The organism is Bradyrhizobium sp. BR 1433 (assembly GCF_051547665.1).
Taxonomy (GTDB): domain Bacteria; phylum Pseudomonadota; class Alphaproteobacteria; order Rhizobiales; family Xanthobacteraceae; genus Bradyrhizobium; species Bradyrhizobium australafricanum.
In genome coordinates this window covers 7,974,035-7,988,436 of record NZ_JBPUGG010000001.1, presented here as the reverse complement: position 1 = coordinate 7,988,436, position 14,402 = coordinate 7,974,035, and the positions used below count along the sequence as shown (strand labels likewise).

Genomic DNA, 14,402 nt, shown 5'->3' with positions numbered 1-14,402 from the left:
GAAGCTACAGCGATTGATCGAACGCAATCGCCAGTTTGAGGAAGCCCAGGAATGACCCGCATTCCCAATTTCGCCGATGTCGCCTTCCAGCCCGTGGCCAGTACGGCCCCGGTTGCGAGCGCCGAGCCGTGGCTGACGCCCGAGGGCATCCCGGTGAAGTCCGTCTACGGCGAGGCCGATCTCGAAGGCATCGACTTCCTCGAGACCTGGCCGGGCATCGCGCCCTATCTGCGCGGCCCCTACCCGACCATGTATGTCAACCAGCCCTGGACCATCCGGCAATATGCCGGCTTCTCCACGGCGGAGGATTCCAACGCATTCTATCGCCGCAACCTCGCGGCCGGACAGAAGGGCCTGTCGGTCGCGTTCGACCTCGCTACCCACCGCGGCTATGACAGCGATCATCCCCGCGTCTCCGGCGACGTCGGCATGGCCGGCGTCGCGATCGATTCCATCTACGACATGCGCACGCTGTTCGCCGGCATCCCGCTCGACCAGATGAGCGTGTCGATGACCATGAACGGCGCGGTGCTGCCGATCCTCGCGCTGTTCGTCGCGGCTGCCGAGGAACAGGGCGTGCCGCCGGAGAAACTGTCGGGCACCATTCAGAACGACATTCTGAAAGAGTTCATGGTGCGCAACACCTACATCTATCCACCTAGCCCCTCGATGCGGATCATCTCCGACATCTTCGCCTACACCTCGCAGCGGATGCCGAAATACAATTCCATTTCCATTTCCGGCTACCACATGCAGGAGGCCGGCGCGACGCAGGACCTCGAACTCGCCTATACGCTGGCCGACGGCGTCGAATATCTACGCGCCGGGCTTGCCGCGGGCCTCGACGTCGACCGCTTTGCGCCGCGGCTGTCGTTCTTCTGGGCGATCGGCATGAACTTCTTCATGGAAGTCGCCAAGATGCGCGCCGCGCGGCTGTTGTGGGCCAAGCTGCTCAAGCAGTTCAATCCCAAGGATCCGCGCTCGCTGTCGCTGCGCACGCATTGTCAGACCTCGGGCTGGTCGCTGACCGCGCAGGACGTGTTCAACAACGTGATGCGCACCACGATCGAGGCGATGGCGGCAACCCAAGGCCACACCCAGTCGCTGCACACCAACGCGCTCGACGAGGCCCTGGCGCTGCCGACCGACTTCTCCGCGCGCATCGCCCGCAACACCCAGCTGTTCCTGCAGCAGGAGAGCGGCACCAACCGCATCATCGATCCCTGGGGCGGCTCCGATCTATGTCGAGCGGCTGACCCGCGATCTCGCGCAGAAGGCCTGGGGGCACATCCAGGAGGTCGAGGCGCTCGGCGGCATGGCCAAGGCGATCGAGGCCGGCGTGCCGAAGCTCAGGATCGAGGAAGCTTCCGCCAAGACGCAGGCGCGGATAGATGCCGGCCGGCAGGCGGTGATCGGCGTCAACAAGTTCAAGCCCGAGAACGAGAAGCCGATCGACGTACTCAAGGTGGAGAACTCCACCGTGCGGCGGCTGCAGATCGACAAGCTGGCGCGGCTCAAGAAGGAGCGCAACCAGAAGGACGTCGATGCGGCGCTCGCCGCCCTCACCCGCTCGGCGGGCGAAGGCAACGGCAATTTGCTGGCGCTGGCGATCGACGCCGCGCGCGCCAAAGCCACCGTCGGCGAGATTTCGGACGCCATGGAAAAGGTGTTCGGCCGCCACCGCGCCGAGATCAAGTCCATCACCGGCGTCTACAAGCGAGAGGCAGCGGCGATGTCCAACAAGGTGGAAAAGGTGCAGGCCCTGATCGATGCGTTCGAGGAGGCCGAAGGCCGCCGCCCCCGCATCCTGGTGGCGAAAATCGGCCAGGACGGCCATGACCGCGGCCAGAAGGTGATCGCATCGGCGTTCGCCGATGTCGGCTTCGACGTCGATATCGGACCGCTGTTCGCAACCGCCGACGAAGCCGCCCGCCAGGCGGTCGAGAACGACGTCCACATTCTCGGCGTCTCCTCGCTTGCCGCGGCACATCTCACCGCGGTGCCCGAATTGAAGGCCGCGCTGAAGAAACACGGCCGCGACGACATCATGATCATCATCGGCGGCGTGGTGCCGCCGCAGGATTACGACGCGCTGTATGCCGCCGGCGCCGAGGCGATCTTCCCGCCGGGCACGGTGATCTCGGATGCCGCCGAGGAACTGATCCACAAGCTCAACGCCCGGCTCGGCCATAGCGCGGCGGCGGAGTAGCGCTGCCGCATCCCTCTCCGATCAGGAGTTTTCCACGCGCGCCGCTCGCTCGATGACGCCTGCCCGCATCATGGGTCTTGCCGGCGTGCTCGCTTGCGTTTGCCTTCCCGCGCGCGCCGCCGATCCCAAGCCCGACGCCGCGACCAAGAACGCGAACATCGAGGTCAACGTCTATCTCGACGACAAGATCAAGGCAGACAGCGCGCTGGCAGCCGACTGCCTCGCGGAAGGCAAGAAGTGGATCGAGAAGAATGCCGCCGCGGCTGCGGCCGACCGCAAGCAGGAGCCTGAGCTTTTCAAAGATCGCGGCGGCTACTCGTTCGAACGCAAATACTCCGAGCGCTCCGTCGTCGACGGCCGCTATGTGAGCGTGCTGCGCGACGACTACATGGACACCCACGGCGCGCATCCGAACTCCGACGTCAACATCATCCTGTGGGACACCGCGGCGAAGAAGCGCATCAGCATCCGTCCCTTCTTCACCGAGACGACGGACAACGGCCCGACTCTGACGGCGATGCGCAAGGCCATCGTCAGCGCGCTCAACGCCGAGAAGAAGCGGCGCGGCGCCGGCGAGACCGCAACCGCCGAGTGGTACAAGGAGTTGAAGCCAACCCTGCTCAAGATCGGCGCCGTGACGCTGGCGCCGTCGACCGTGTCAGGCAAGAGCTCCGGCCTCACCTTCCACTACCCGCCCTATGCCGTCGGCCCCTACGCCGAAGGCCAATACGTGATGTTCGTGCCGTGGGAGACGTTGAAGCCCTATCTGACGCCGGAAGGCGCAAAGATCTTCGCCGGCGCACGGCCCAAGGGCGATGCGGACGAGCAGCAATAGTTCGTAGCCCGCATGAGCGAAGCGATATGCGGGGCCGGTTTCCCCTGACATCGCGGAGCCTGTCATCGGGCGCGCGTTCGCGCGACCCGTTGGCTCACCCGGGCTACGGGCGTCTGCACGATTTCTGGATAATGGAAGAATGCCGCTGAGTTGCCCGACGTGTCAAGTAGCCTTGTCGAACGCCGGCAGCCAGCCGCCGGCTCCTTTGCATGGGGTTGTTTTCGACATTTTGGCAGTGCGCCCCTGCGACGTGCCAATCCGCCTCCCCCTCGCCTGCAACAGCCAGCCGTTGTAAACCAAAACCATGAACGCCTCGAAGCCTGCCGCTCCCGACATCAGCGCCCTCGCCAAGGGCCTCCGTGCCGGCCACCGCGCCGCGCTGGCGCGGGCGATCACGCTGGTCGAGAGCCGGCGCGGCGATCATCAGGCGGCGGCGCGCGAGTTGGTGCAGGCGCTATTGCCCGACACCGGCAAGGCGGTGCGGGTCGGCATCACCGGCTCGCCCGGCGTCGGCAAGTCGACCACCATCGATGCGCTCGGCATGTTCCTGATCGAGCGCGGCCACAAGGTCGCGGTGCTGGCGGTCGATCCCTCCTCGGCGCGCACCGGCGGCTCGATCCTCGGCGATAAGACCCGGATGGCGCGGCTCGCCGTCTCCGACCAGGCCTTCATCCGCCCCTCGCCCTCATCGGGCACGCTCGGCGGTGTCGCGGCGAAGACTCGCGAGGCGATGCTGTTGTGCGAGGCCGCCGGCTTCGACGTCGTGCTGGTCGAGACCGTCGGCATCGGCCAGTCCGAGACCGCGGTCTGCGATATGACCGATTTCTTCCTGGCCTTGATGCTGCCCGGCGCCGGCGACGAGTTGCAGGGCATCAAAAAGGGCCTTGTCGAGCTCGCCGACATGATCGCGATCAACAAGGCCGACGGCGACAACCTCAAGCGCGCGAACCTCGCCGCCGCCGACTATCGCAGCGCGCTGCACATCCTGGCGCCGCGCTCCGAGCACTGGCATCCGCCGGTGGAGACCTATTCCGCGCTGACCGGCGCCGGGCTCGACCGGCTCTGGCAGAAGATCCTCGACCACCGTACCGCGATGAACGCCTCGGGCGAGGTCGCCGGCCGCCGCAGGGAACAGCAGGTGAAGTGGATGTGGTCGATGCTGGAGAGCCGGATGATGGCGCGGCTGCGCTCGGATGCCGCGATCCGCGCCAAAGTGAAGAAGATGGAGGCCGAGGTCGCCGGTGGCCGCATCTCGCCCGCGGTCGCCGCCGAACAGATCGCGGAGATGCTGCATTGAGCGGCAGGCTGCGCATCCTCGTCACCGGCTTCGGGCCGTTTCCGGGTGCGCCGTTCAACCCGACCATGCCATTGGTGAAGCGGCTGACCGCCCTGCGCCGCCCGGCCTTCGACGACGTCGCGCTGTCGAGCCACATCTTCGACGTCACCTACGCGGCCGTCGATCGCGAATTGCCGGAGCTGATCACACAACACCACCCGCAGGCGCTCTTGATGTTCGGCCTCGCCGGCCGCACCGGCTATCTGCGGATCGAAAGCCGTGCCCGCAACGCGGTGACCACGCGCTTCCCCGACGCCGGCCGCCAGCATGCGCGCAAGGGATCGATCGAGGGCGGCGCCGATGCGCGCATGTTCGGGCCTCATACAGAAAAACTACTGCGCGCCGCGCTGGCGACCGGGATCGACGCGCGAGCCTCGCGCGATGCCGGCAGCTATCTCTGCAACTACCTGAGCTGGCGCGCGATCGAGGCCGTCAACCACGACAATGACTTGCGCCTCGCGCAATTCGTCCACGTCCCGCCGCTCGCCCATGACGGCACGGCTGCACCCGGCAAATCATCCATCACGCTGGAAGCGCTCGTCGATGCCGGCGAGGCCATGCTGATCGAACTGGTAAAGCTAACGCGGCAAGCCGCACGCGCGTGAGCGTGCGGATCGGGCGGTGTAAGTACACGCCCTAGTTGGCATCCTCCAACTCACGCGTACGCAAGCTGCGCATCATTTCAATGAATTCAGGCTCCGCGGGATCGATCTTGCGGAATCTGTAAGGTTCGAACCCAATCATCGGGGGAGGTAACGCGACGCCTGCTAGCCCGACGGTCAGACTCCCCGTCCAGGTCGTCCCGATGAAATTGACACGGTAGATGCGCCCCTTGTGCAGCAGATGATGGATGGGCACGACCGGCCCAATGGCTCCTTTCTTCGGGCCATTGTCGATGCAGACAACCAGGTCTCCCACGTCAAACACCGGTCTCTCCTCTCAAGCCAGCGGACGAGCAATACTCCAGACGCGTCAACCGTAGACCCCGGCAAATACTAAAATTGGATCGAATGACGAGGTCTGCAGCGGCGTGAATCGGTTGCACCCGCGATTAACCCTACCGCCAACAATCGCCGCGCTGCGTCGGCGTGTTCACCATGCCGCGCCGCCTTTCGCGCTACCACTCGACCCGCGAACGTCACCGCTCGCGAATGTTGCGAGGGCCTTGCCCATGGACGTCAACCGCCGCCATCTGATCGGAGCAACCGCCGCCGGCGCAGCCGGCGCGCTTGCGATGTCGCCGGACGCCGCGCGTGCCGCCGCGCCATCGACCGGCTCGCTCGGCCGCGACGTCACGCAATATGGCGTGCATCCCGGCAGCCCCGACGACCAGACCCGCAATCTGCAGCGCGCGATCGACGACGCCGCGCGGGCGCAGGTGCCGCTCGCGTTCCCGCCCGGCGTCTACCGGACCGGCCCGTTGCGGCTTGCCCCCGGCAGCCAGCTGATCGGCGTGCGCGGCGCCAGCCGGCTGCTGTTCAACGGCGGCGCCTCGATGCTGGAAGCCGAAGGCGCCGGCGGCGTCGTCCTGATGGGCCTCAGCTTCGACGGCGGCAACGTCCCGCTGCCGAACCGGCGCGGCCTCGTGCACTGCCTGTCGGGCCGCGACATCCGCATCACCGAATGCCGGTTCACCGGCAGCGGCGGCAACGGCATCTGGTTCGAGCAGATGTCGGGCGACGTCAGCAACAACGTCTTCACCGAGATCGCGACCACGGCGCTGGTGTCGTTCGACGCGCTGGGCCTGATGGTGTCGCGCAACACCATCAAGGGCACCAACGACAACGGCATCGAGATCCTGCGCACCGCGATCGGCGACGACGGCTCGATCGTCGCAGACAACCGCATCGAGGACATCAAGGCCGGCCCCGGCGGCTCCGGGCAGTACGGCAACGCCATCAACGCCTTCCGCGCCGGCAACGTGATCGTGCGCGGCAACCGCATCAAGAACTGCGACTTCTCGGCGGTGCGCGGCAATTCGGCCTCCAACATCCACATCACCGACAACAGCGTCAGCAATGTCCGCGAGGTCGCGCTCTATTCGGAGTTCTGGTTCGAGGCCGCGGTGATCGCCAACAACACCGTCGACGGCGCCGCGATCGGCATCTCCGTGTGCAATTTCAACGAGGGCGGCCGCATCGCGGTGGTCCAGGGCAACATCATCCGCAACCTGCTGCCGAAGCGCCCTGCAGGCACCGACCCGAACGACGGCGCCGGCATCGGCATCTATGTCGAGGCCGACAGCACCGTGACCGGCAATGTGATCGAGAACGCGCCGACCTTCGGCATCGTCGCCGGCTGGGGCAAGTACCTGCGCGATGTCGCGATATCAGGCAACGTGGTCCGCAACGCCTTCGTCGGCATCGGCGTCTCGGTAGTGCCGGGCGCCGGCACCGCGTTGATCAACAACAACATGATCTCGGAAACCCCGCGCGGCGCGGTGGTCGGGCTCGACCATGCCCGCCCGATCACGCCGGATCTGTCGGCAGGCGGCGCCCAGCAATATGCGCAGCTCGTGGTCGGCGCGAACGCGGTGCGGCGCTAGATCCGGAAAAGGGCGAAGCGGTTTTTCCTCGCGACAAGCACGGAGATCACGCTCAAAAAATAAGCGAGAGCGGTCGCCTACAGCGTGTTGCGCAGCAGTGGATAGCGCCGCTGGATGGTGTCGAGATCGAGCACCGGCGGCGGCATGACCGGCGGCATCTCCAGCGGCGGCGCGTCGGCCACCGTGGGCGGCTGCTCCAGCACCTCGGCCGCCGTTTCCAGCGCGGCCGCGACCGCTTTCATCGCCGCCTCGGCCAGGACCGCAGCCTCCGGCCGACGCTCGGGCGGCGGCGAGATGGCGGCCGGCGGCAGTTTCGACCTGCCGCGGCCAAGCCAGGACAGATCGATTGGCGAATTGTCGAGCGAGGCTTCGCGCGACAGCAATTCGCGCCAGATGTCGACCGCGGCGCGGGCTTCCCTGATGTTCTCGAGGAAGGCCTGCTCGCTGTGATAGCGCCGCCAGCGCCCGGTATCGAACAGTTCGGTAAGGTGCTCCAGCCTTTGCTCGGCGAGGTTGCACCAGCGTGCAACGATCTCTTGGCCTCTGGCCACGTCGGTCCGATGTGTCATTCAAGTTGCCCGCAGGAAAAGAAACGGACGCAGACGCAACCGAACCGAATCAACTGGACGTGACGCCGATATTCTGTGGAAAAGGTAAATAAAGTCTAACTAAATTCTTAATCGCGAACGGACGATCGAAGAAGTCCGCTCTACTACGGAGTTTCTCGCTCGAACTGCCTCAAGTCATCGACTTGCCGTGGTGGCGATGCGCACCGCTCCTGGGGCGGAATGATCCACAGCAACCGCCGCCGTCGCGCGTCTGCCCATCCCGTTGCGATCGGTCGGCGCCATCGTGCCGCGCACCGTCGAGTCCGTCACGCAAGGGTGCCCCCAAAATGAAAGACCCGTCCGGGGGGACAACCGGACGGGTCAAAGCCATATGGGCGCTTGGGGTGGATGGGCGCTCGCGCCTGATATAGCCGGGGAGGGTTAAACCGCTCCCACACACATAAGTCGTGAGAGAAAGGCGGACGTTCAAATCGCCGGCGATTTTTTTAACCTTCTCGCGCCGCGGTTCCATCGCACCGTTGCAGGCGTTCGGCGTCGAAATTCACTGCGCAGCACCGCGATTTGCAGCGGAATCCTCCGATGCGATCGACGGCGCGGGTTCATTCGACGTGCGGCTCACGGAAGTGTTATTGCCGTCGGCCTGCTGTGCAGGCTGCGACGGTTTGTCCGCGGCAGAGGCAACGGGAGCACTGGTCGCCGCCATCACCGCGGCAAGCGCATCCGCTTCCCCCGCACCGAACAGATCGTCACGTCCAGGTGTCCCGAGATCGCGCGCCGTGCTGGCCAGGACCCGTCGCACCTCGGCAGGCTTCAATGCCGGATTGCGTTCCAGCACCAAGGCCGCGATGCCGCTGACGAACGCGGCCGAAAACGAGGTGCCCGACATCAGCTGGTATTTGCCATCGGGCACCGGCACGAGGAGGTCGGCGCCCGGCGCCGCCAGCGCGATATGGCTGCCGCGGTTCGAGGCGGCCATCAGCCGGTCGCCGGCATCGGTGCCACTCACTGCGATCACGTCGGGATGGGCGGCCGGATACAGCGGCGGCGATGTCGCGCCGGCATTGCCGGCCGCGGCGACCAGCACGACGTCCCGCATCACGGCAGCGGCCACCGCGCGCTCGACCAGGGCGTCCTTCGGTCCGGCGAAGCTCATGTTCACGATCTGCGCGCCATGCGCCACCGCGTAGTCGAGGCTCCTGAGGATCACAAAGGAGGTGCTCCCGGCGCCGCCCGCGACCGCACCGAAGGCGTGGATCGCCAGGATCCGCACTTCCGGCGCGCTCCCCGTGAGCCTGACACGCGCCGCAATCGCGCCGGCAATGGCGGTGCCGTGGGCGTTTGGAGCATCCTTGCTGCCGAGCGCATCGAACGTATCGGCGACCGTATTCGCCAATTCCGGATGGGCGGCGTCGACGCCGGAATCGATCACGGCAATGGTGACATTCATCCCGCGCGCCAGCTTGTGGGCCGCGGGCAGATGCAGCTGTGTCTGGGCATATTGCGCCGGATCGCTGCCGCCCGACGCCTTCTGGTCCTGCAACGCGTAACGGTAGTTGGGCTGTACGGAGCGGATCCCGGCATCGCTTGCGAGCTCGCGGCTCGCCATTTCGGCGGAACGATTGCCCAGGATGCGGAACAGGCCGATGGTCGCACCCAGCAGCGCGACATTCTGCGAGGCGATCCGCCTCAACCCATGACGGCGCGCGAGTGCATCGGCCTCCGCCGCCGTCAAGGCACCGTCGATTTCGGCCACGAGCTCGTTCGGCACGGTTCGCACGCTCGACGCATCCTGCGCACGCAAACTGCCGCCACCGCCGGCCCTGCCCTTCCGCGCTGCGCCCTTGCCGCCGCCGTTGCCGGCAACCGGCCGGTCGGAACATTGGCCGCGATCGCCGTCGTGGCAATTGGCGGAGCGACGGGGCGCGGAGCGCACAGGGAGCGGCACGTACGATCGCGGCCCATCGTCGGTCCACGACGTGGCCGGGCCGCGGTTCACCGATGGCGGCATGCGGCCAACTGGGCCGCCGACGGGATTGCCACCAACACGGCCCATACCGGGATTGGCCCGCAGCCCAGGCGAGACCTGTGGCGCGCTACCCGGCGGCGATCGCATGAAATTCTGGGCGGAGGCGGAGCCGGCAACACAGACCAGCAACAATGCTGCGGCTGCGGCGATCGCGTGGTTCGTCGATCTGGTCCGGCCGTTGGCGGCCATGGCGACCTCAACTCGGCGTAGAAACCGTCAGCCGCCGATCACGGCGTTTCCACCGCGAGGCTGACGATCTTCTCCTTCTGCAAACGCGCAATCAGCGCAGCGACGCTGCTGTTGTCCATTGCGCGGAACTGCAGCCGGAACATCCCGCCCTTCCCGTCGAGGATCGAGGCCTGGTAGTTGTCGAGCAGCGACGTGATGTCGGCGACCCTGGCATCGGGTGTGAAGCGCACCAGCAGCCGGGTCGGCGTCGCCGCCACGCTGGCGCCGAGGTCGCGGGTGATCGGCGCACTGGGCGCGACCGGCGCACTGCGCTCGGCGACATCGAGCGACGCCGTCTGGAACAAAGCCGGCTGGCTGCGCATCAGCACCGCGCCAATCACGCCCGCCTGCAACAACACCACGACCGCACCGAGGCCGGACGACCACGCCAGCGTCCGCGGCGACAATTTCGAAAAGAACTCCGAGACGGAGGCCGACATGCGCGAGCGCATCGACGGCTTATGCTCCGGCTCGGCATCGATCGCGGCGAACAGCTTCTGCATCGCGCGCGCCGAGGGCGCACCGAGGCTCTCGTTGAGGCCGATGGTCTCGGCATATTCCTCGCGAATGACGGCATATTGCCGGGCGAGTTCCGGATCGCTCGCAAGCGCGTCCTCGACGCGGCGCGCATCACGCGCGTTCAGCGTGCCGGCCGCGTGCCAGGGCAGCAGCATCTCGATATCGTCAGGCTCTTGCACCTTTGTTCTCGCAGCCATCATGGCCAACCTCGCTCGACACCGGCTGCCTTCAGCAACTCGGCAAGTTTCTTGCGCGCATAGAACAGGCGCGTCTTCACGGTATTCTCCGGAATCCCCACGATCTCAGCGACATCTTCCACGGATTTCTCGTGATAGTAGACAAGATCGACAATTTCCCGATGTTCCGCCGATAGTCCCGTCAGGCACCTGCGCCAGCGTGTCACCGGTGTCCTTCTTCTGCACCACCGTTTCCGGATCGTCGGACGTGTCCTCGATCGCGTTCGCGGCCTCATCGTCCAGCTCGGCGTCCTTCCTTCGCCGCAGCGAAGACAACGCCTTGAACCGGGTAATCGCCAGAAGCCAGGTCGAAACGGCGGATCGTCCCTCAAACTTGCCCGCCTGACGCCACACGTCCAGGAAGACCTCGCTGATGAGGTCTTCCGCCACCTGTTCGTCCCGCACGAGCCGAAGCCCGAAGCGGTACACCCTGACATGGTGCCGCCCGTACAGCACCTGCATGGCAAGCCGGTCGCCTTGAGCGATCCGAGCGATCAGAACGTCGTCTGAAGCCGCCTGTGTCGCGCTCAATGCCCGTCTCGCAAAGTTGGTCTGAAGGGGGCGGTGCGTGGTTCGACGCGAGAGCCAAAATTCTTCACATTACGGCAATGTCCGCACTGCATGTGTGATCTATGCCACAGTCGGCGCTTCCAATGAGGAAAAATCAGACGAGACTCGATAAACGGTATCATGATAGTGAAAACTCTCGCGGACAGGCACCATCCGGCGCGACCATACCAAGGCTTTATCGGCAAGCCAGCACCGTCACGAAGTCCGCCACGGCGCACGCTTGCCGCACATCGCTCCCGTCTCGCCTCTGCGAACGGATTCCCCTTACGAAACAAGGGCGATGACCGGGTTACACCGGGGGTAAATTCGGTTCCAAAAGATACCAAACCTAAAGGCTTTCCCACGTAGATTTTTGCCGGATTTCACCAATGGCGGGACCATGGGCAGCGCTGCGTCGTCACTTCCCAGCCCGATCGCGGGCGCATCGGAAAGCGGCCGTCCCAGGCTGACGGCCGAGCGCCTGGCGCGCCGGGCCAAGCAGCGCCGACAGATCCAGTCGATGATCGCGGCCTGCTTCGTGCTCGACGCCGTCGTGCTGCTGATCTACGCGCATGGCGGCACCACGTCGGTTTGGGTGGCGGCCGCCTACGCGCTGACCGGCCTGTCTTTGGTCGCCGTCTACGTGGTGCTCTCCGAGCGCGGCTTTCACGAGCGCTTCCGCGACCACTATCTGGTCGCGCCGCAATCGGCGATCAACATGGTGAACCTGCTGGTGTTCACCTACATCGCGCCGGAAGTCGGCGTGCTGTTTCTCTGCAACCTGTTCGTGGTGTTCGGCTTCGGCGCGCTGCGCACCTCGGCGCGGCAGACTGCGATCGTCTGGACCGTCATGGTGCTGGGCCTCGCCGCGCTGTTCCTCGGCACCGACAAGGCGATCGGGATGCCGACCGCGACCCGGATCGATCGCCTCGCCACCATGCTGGTGTTCGCGCTGACGATCGGGCGCTGCATGTGCCTCGGCATCTTCTCCAGTTCGATGCAGCAATCGCTGTACCAGAGCGGACTGAAGCTGAAGGAGGCCTACCGGCGCATCGAGGAGCTCGCGGAGCTCGATGAACTGACCGGCGCCTCCAATCGCCGCAGCATCATGCGCACGCTCGAGGAGGAGATCGCGCGCTGCGCCCGCAACGGCAGCTCCTGCGCGGTTGCGCTGATCGACCTCGACCATTTCAAGCGCATCAACGATGTCTACGGCCATCCAATCGGCGACGAGGCGCTGCGCACCTTCGCCATCGGCATGTTCGCCAACCTCCGCAGCGTCGATCGCTTCGGCCGTTACGGCGGCGAGGAATTTTTGCTGGTGCTGCCCGACCTGTCGCAGGATCAGGCGATGCGCGCGCTCGAACGGCTGCGCGCGATCATCGCCGATCTCGACTGGAGCGCATTCTCGCCCGGCATGCGGGTGACGATCTCCGCGGGCGTCACGACGCTCAAGCCGCGCGAAAACTCCGATACGTTGCTCGCCCGCGCCGATGGCGCGCTGTACGCAGCCAAGGCCAGGGGACGCAACCGCATCGCCAGCGCCTGAAATCCATTTCCCTCTTCGGCGCCGGAGAAGCCGTCGCCACCGCTCCAGGACAGAGTCATGAGTTTGAAGCCCGAGACCGCCCCCGAAAGTCTGCTCGAACGAGCTGCAGACGACGCTCGCGCACGGCACCGTCGCACGCCGCGTCGAGACGCTGCGCCGCGTGACCGACCTCTTCATCAACGGCTCGGTGAACTATTCCAACGAGCAGATCGTGCTGTTCGACGACGTTTTCCAATGCCTGCTCGAGCACATCGAGAACTCGGCCAAGGCGCTGCTCGCCGACCGCCTCGCCCCGATCGACACCGCACCGCCGCAGACCATCCGCACCCTTGCCTTCGACGACCTGATCGAGGTCGCGGGCCCCGTGCTGACGCTGTCGCCGCGGCTCGACGACGACACCCTGATCGAAACGGCGCGCAGCAAGAGCCAGGCGCATCTGCTCGCGATCTCGAACCGCAAGACGCTGAGCGGCGCCGTCACCGACGTGCTGGTGCTGCGCGGCAATGACGAGGTGATCCAGAGCGCGGTCAACAATCCCGGCGCGGAATTCACCGAGCGCGGCTTCACCCGCCTGGTCAGCCGCGCCGAGGGCGACGACAACCTGTCGACCTGCGTCGGCCTGCGCCCGAACATCCCGCGGCATCTCTATCTCAAGCTGGTCGCCAAGGCCTCGGACGCGGTCAGGCAGCGGCTCGAGACCGCCAATCCGCAGCAGGCCAAGGAGATTCCGATCGCGGTGAAGGAAGCGACGCGGCGCGCGCGCTCGGCGCCGGCCGCCGTGACGCCGGACACCACGATCGCGCATGCCTTGGTCAAGTCGCTCTACCAGGACGGCCGGCTCGACGAATTCCAGCTCGCAGCTTTCGCCGAGGCCGGCAAGTTCGACGAGACCAATGCCTCGCTCGCCGCGCTCGCCAACGTCTCGGTCAGCGTCGCCGAGAACATGATGATCGAAACCCGCGCCGAGGGCGTCATGATCCTGGCCAAGGTCTCGGGCCTGTCATGGTCGACGGTGCGGGCGATCATCAACCTGCGCGACGACATCTCGGGCGGCGAGCCGACCGATCTGCAGGCATGCAAGGACACCTATGAGCGGCTGCGGCCGTCGACCGCGCAGCAGGTGCTGCGCTTCCATCGCATGCAGCAGTCCGCGCCCGCGGCTTAGTAGCGTAGCGCCCGGTTTCCCATCAGCGCGCCGACGCTCGCGACGATCGCGGTCGCCAGCGTGTACCAGGTGGCAACGAACAGCGGCGAGTCATCCGTGCAGTGCGACGCGTAGACGGTTGCCGCGAGCCCTGCCGAGAGCAGGCCGGCTATCGCACCGGCGACCGCCGGCCGCGCCGGCGCGCCCTGCCGCAGCCCGTACAGCGCGCCGACCAGCAGCGGCAGCGACATCGCGGGGATCGCGGTCATGCAGGCCATCGAATTCTTGCCGATCAGCCGCGTCATCATCGGCGTACGCTGCGGCATCATCATCTCGCCGCTGATGGCGGCGACGAGGATGCCGGCGGGAAATCAGCAACCACCAGCCGAAGCCGCGCAGCGAAGCCTCCGGGCGCGACAGATGCAGGCTGACCGCGATCGCCGAGGCGGCCAGCGCCAGCGTCACGGCGAATTTTAGGTCGAAGAACGGATTGTGCATCGCGCTCATCACGTCGGGCCGCACGCCGAGTTCGGCGAAGAAGATCAGGAGCGAGACCGGCGCCGCCGCCAGCAGTGCCAGCATCAGCGCAAGACCGATCGGACGCGCGCGATAGGCATTGTCGGCAGCAAGGGTTCGAATGAGTTGATCGGTGTCCAT

General features: G+C 66.0%; 10 protein-coding genes and 3 pseudogenes. 7 read left to right on the top strand and 6 right to left on the bottom strand.

Features of this window, described 5'->3' with window-relative positions; genetic code table 11:
• Positions 1–51 precede the first annotated feature (51 nt).
• The 4 genes and pseudogenes from scpA to ACSKB9_RS38315 all read left to right on the top strand — a co-directional run bounded on the left by scpA (position 52) and on the right by ACSKB9_RS38315 (position 4,985).
• Positions 52–2,209: pseudogene (gene scpA, locus ACSKB9_RS38330) on the top strand (methylmalonyl-CoA mutase).
• 52 nt (positions 2,210–2,261) lie between these two features.
• Positions 2,262–3,044 (top strand): RsiV family protein, encoded by a 783-nt coding sequence (locus ACSKB9_RS38325; RefSeq protein WP_438079556.1) that lies wholly within the window; start codon positions 2,262–2,264, stop codon positions 3,042–3,044.
• Positions 3,045–3,348: 304 nt separating this feature from the next.
• Positions 3,349–4,341: a methylmalonyl Co-A mutase-associated GTPase MeaB gene (meaB, locus tag ACSKB9_RS38320; protein ID WP_438079555.1), complete on the top strand. Its 993-nt coding sequence runs from the start codon at positions 3,349–3,351 to the stop codon at positions 4,339–4,341.
• On the top strand, positions 4,338–4,985 hold the full coding sequence (locus ACSKB9_RS38315; protein ID WP_438079554.1) for a pyroglutamyl-peptidase I: 648 nt from the start codon (positions 4,338–4,340) through the stop codon (positions 4,983–4,985). The genes meaB and ACSKB9_RS38315 overlap by 4 nt, the downstream gene beginning before the upstream one ends.
• 31 nt (positions 4,986–5,016) lie before the next feature.
• Here ACSKB9_RS38315 and ACSKB9_RS38310 read toward each other — a convergent pair whose 3' ends face one another.
• Positions 5,017–5,307 (bottom strand): hypothetical protein, encoded by a 291-nt coding sequence (locus ACSKB9_RS38310; RefSeq protein WP_057015652.1) that lies wholly within the window; start codon positions 5,305–5,307, stop codon positions 5,017–5,019.
• Positions 5,308–5,551: 244 nt separating this feature from the next.
• Here ACSKB9_RS38310 and ACSKB9_RS38305 point away from each other — a divergent pair, with 244 nt between their 5' ends.
• Positions 5,552–6,925, top strand: a complete 1,374-nt coding sequence (locus ACSKB9_RS38305) for a TIGR03808 family TAT-translocated repetitive protein (protein ID WP_438079553.1) — start codon at positions 5,552–5,554, stop codon at positions 6,923–6,925.
• 77 nt (positions 6,926–7,002) lie between these two features.
• On the opposite strand, the gene ACSKB9_RS38300 is transcribed toward ACSKB9_RS38305, so the two are convergent.
• From ACSKB9_RS38300 to ACSKB9_RS38285, 4 genes and pseudogenes are all read right to left on the bottom strand, one after another.
• On the bottom strand, positions 7,003–7,494 hold the full coding sequence (locus ACSKB9_RS38300) for a TIGR03809 family protein (RefSeq protein ID WP_438079552.1): 492 nt from the start codon (positions 7,492–7,494) through the stop codon (positions 7,003–7,005).
• A 541-nt stretch (positions 7,495–8,035) separates the two neighbouring features.
• The gene (locus ACSKB9_RS38295) at positions 8,036–9,709 is read right to left on the bottom strand and encodes a S8 family serine peptidase (protein ID WP_438079551.1); all 1,674 of its coding nucleotides are present in this window, start codon (positions 9,707–9,709) and stop codon (positions 8,036–8,038) included.
• 38 nt (positions 9,710–9,747) lie between these two features.
• The gene (locus ACSKB9_RS38290) at positions 9,748–10,467 is read right to left on the bottom strand and encodes a hypothetical protein (protein ID WP_438079550.1); all 720 of its coding nucleotides are present in this window, start codon (positions 10,465–10,467) and stop codon (positions 9,748–9,750) included.
• Positions 10,464–11,034, bottom strand: a pseudogene (locus ACSKB9_RS38285) (sigma-70 family RNA polymerase sigma factor). Before ACSKB9_RS38285 ends, ACSKB9_RS38290 begins: the two are co-directional and overlap by 4 nt.
• Positions 11,035–11,452: 418 nt before the next feature.
• On the opposite strand from ACSKB9_RS38285, the gene ACSKB9_RS38280 reads away from it, so the two are divergent.
• Together ACSKB9_RS38280 and ACSKB9_RS38275 are read left to right on the top strand one after the other, a co-directional pair.
• Entirely contained in the window at positions 11,453–12,601 is a 1,149-nt protein-coding gene (locus ACSKB9_RS38280) for a GGDEF domain-containing protein (RefSeq protein ID WP_438079549.1), read from the top strand.
• A gap of 160 nt (positions 12,602–12,761) precedes the next feature.
• Positions 12,762–13,766 (top strand): DUF2336 domain-containing protein, encoded by a 1,005-nt coding sequence (locus ACSKB9_RS38275; protein WP_438079548.1) that lies wholly within the window; start codon positions 12,762–12,764, stop codon positions 13,764–13,766.
• On the opposite strand, the pseudogene ACSKB9_RS38270 reads toward ACSKB9_RS38275, so the two are convergent.
• Positions 13,763–14,402: pseudogene (locus tag ACSKB9_RS38270) on the bottom strand (NrsF family protein). The gene ACSKB9_RS38275 and the pseudogene ACSKB9_RS38270 sit on opposite strands and share 4 nt — an antisense overlap.

What these genes read in the sequence shown, in the direction of transcription:
- ACSKB9_RS38295 (WP_438079551.1), bottom strand. Translation starts at nt 9,709, where the DNA reads ATGGCCGCCAACGGCCGGACCAGATCGACGAACCACGCGATCGCCGCA.
- ACSKB9_RS38290 (WP_438079550.1), bottom strand. Translation starts at nt 10,467, where the DNA reads ATGATGGCTGCGAGAACAAAGGTGCAAGAGCCTGACGATATCGAGATG.
- ACSKB9_RS38325 (WP_438079556.1), top strand. Translation starts at nt 2,262, where the DNA reads ATGACGCCTGCCCGCATCATGGGTCTTGCCGGCGTGCTCGCTTGCGTT.
- ACSKB9_RS38300 (WP_438079552.1), bottom strand. Translation starts at nt 7,494, where the DNA reads ATGACACATCGGACCGACGTGGCCAGAGGCCAAGAGATCGTTGCACGC.
- ACSKB9_RS38280 (WP_438079549.1), top strand. Translation starts at nt 11,453, where the DNA reads ATGGGCAGCGCTGCGTCGTCACTTCCCAGCCCGATCGCGGGCGCATCG.
- ACSKB9_RS38305 (WP_438079553.1), top strand. Translation starts at nt 5,552, where the DNA reads ATGGACGTCAACCGCCGCCATCTGATCGGAGCAACCGCCGCCGGCGCA.
- meaB (WP_438079555.1), top strand. Translation starts at nt 3,349, where the DNA reads ATGAACGCCTCGAAGCCTGCCGCTCCCGACATCAGCGCCCTCGCCAAG.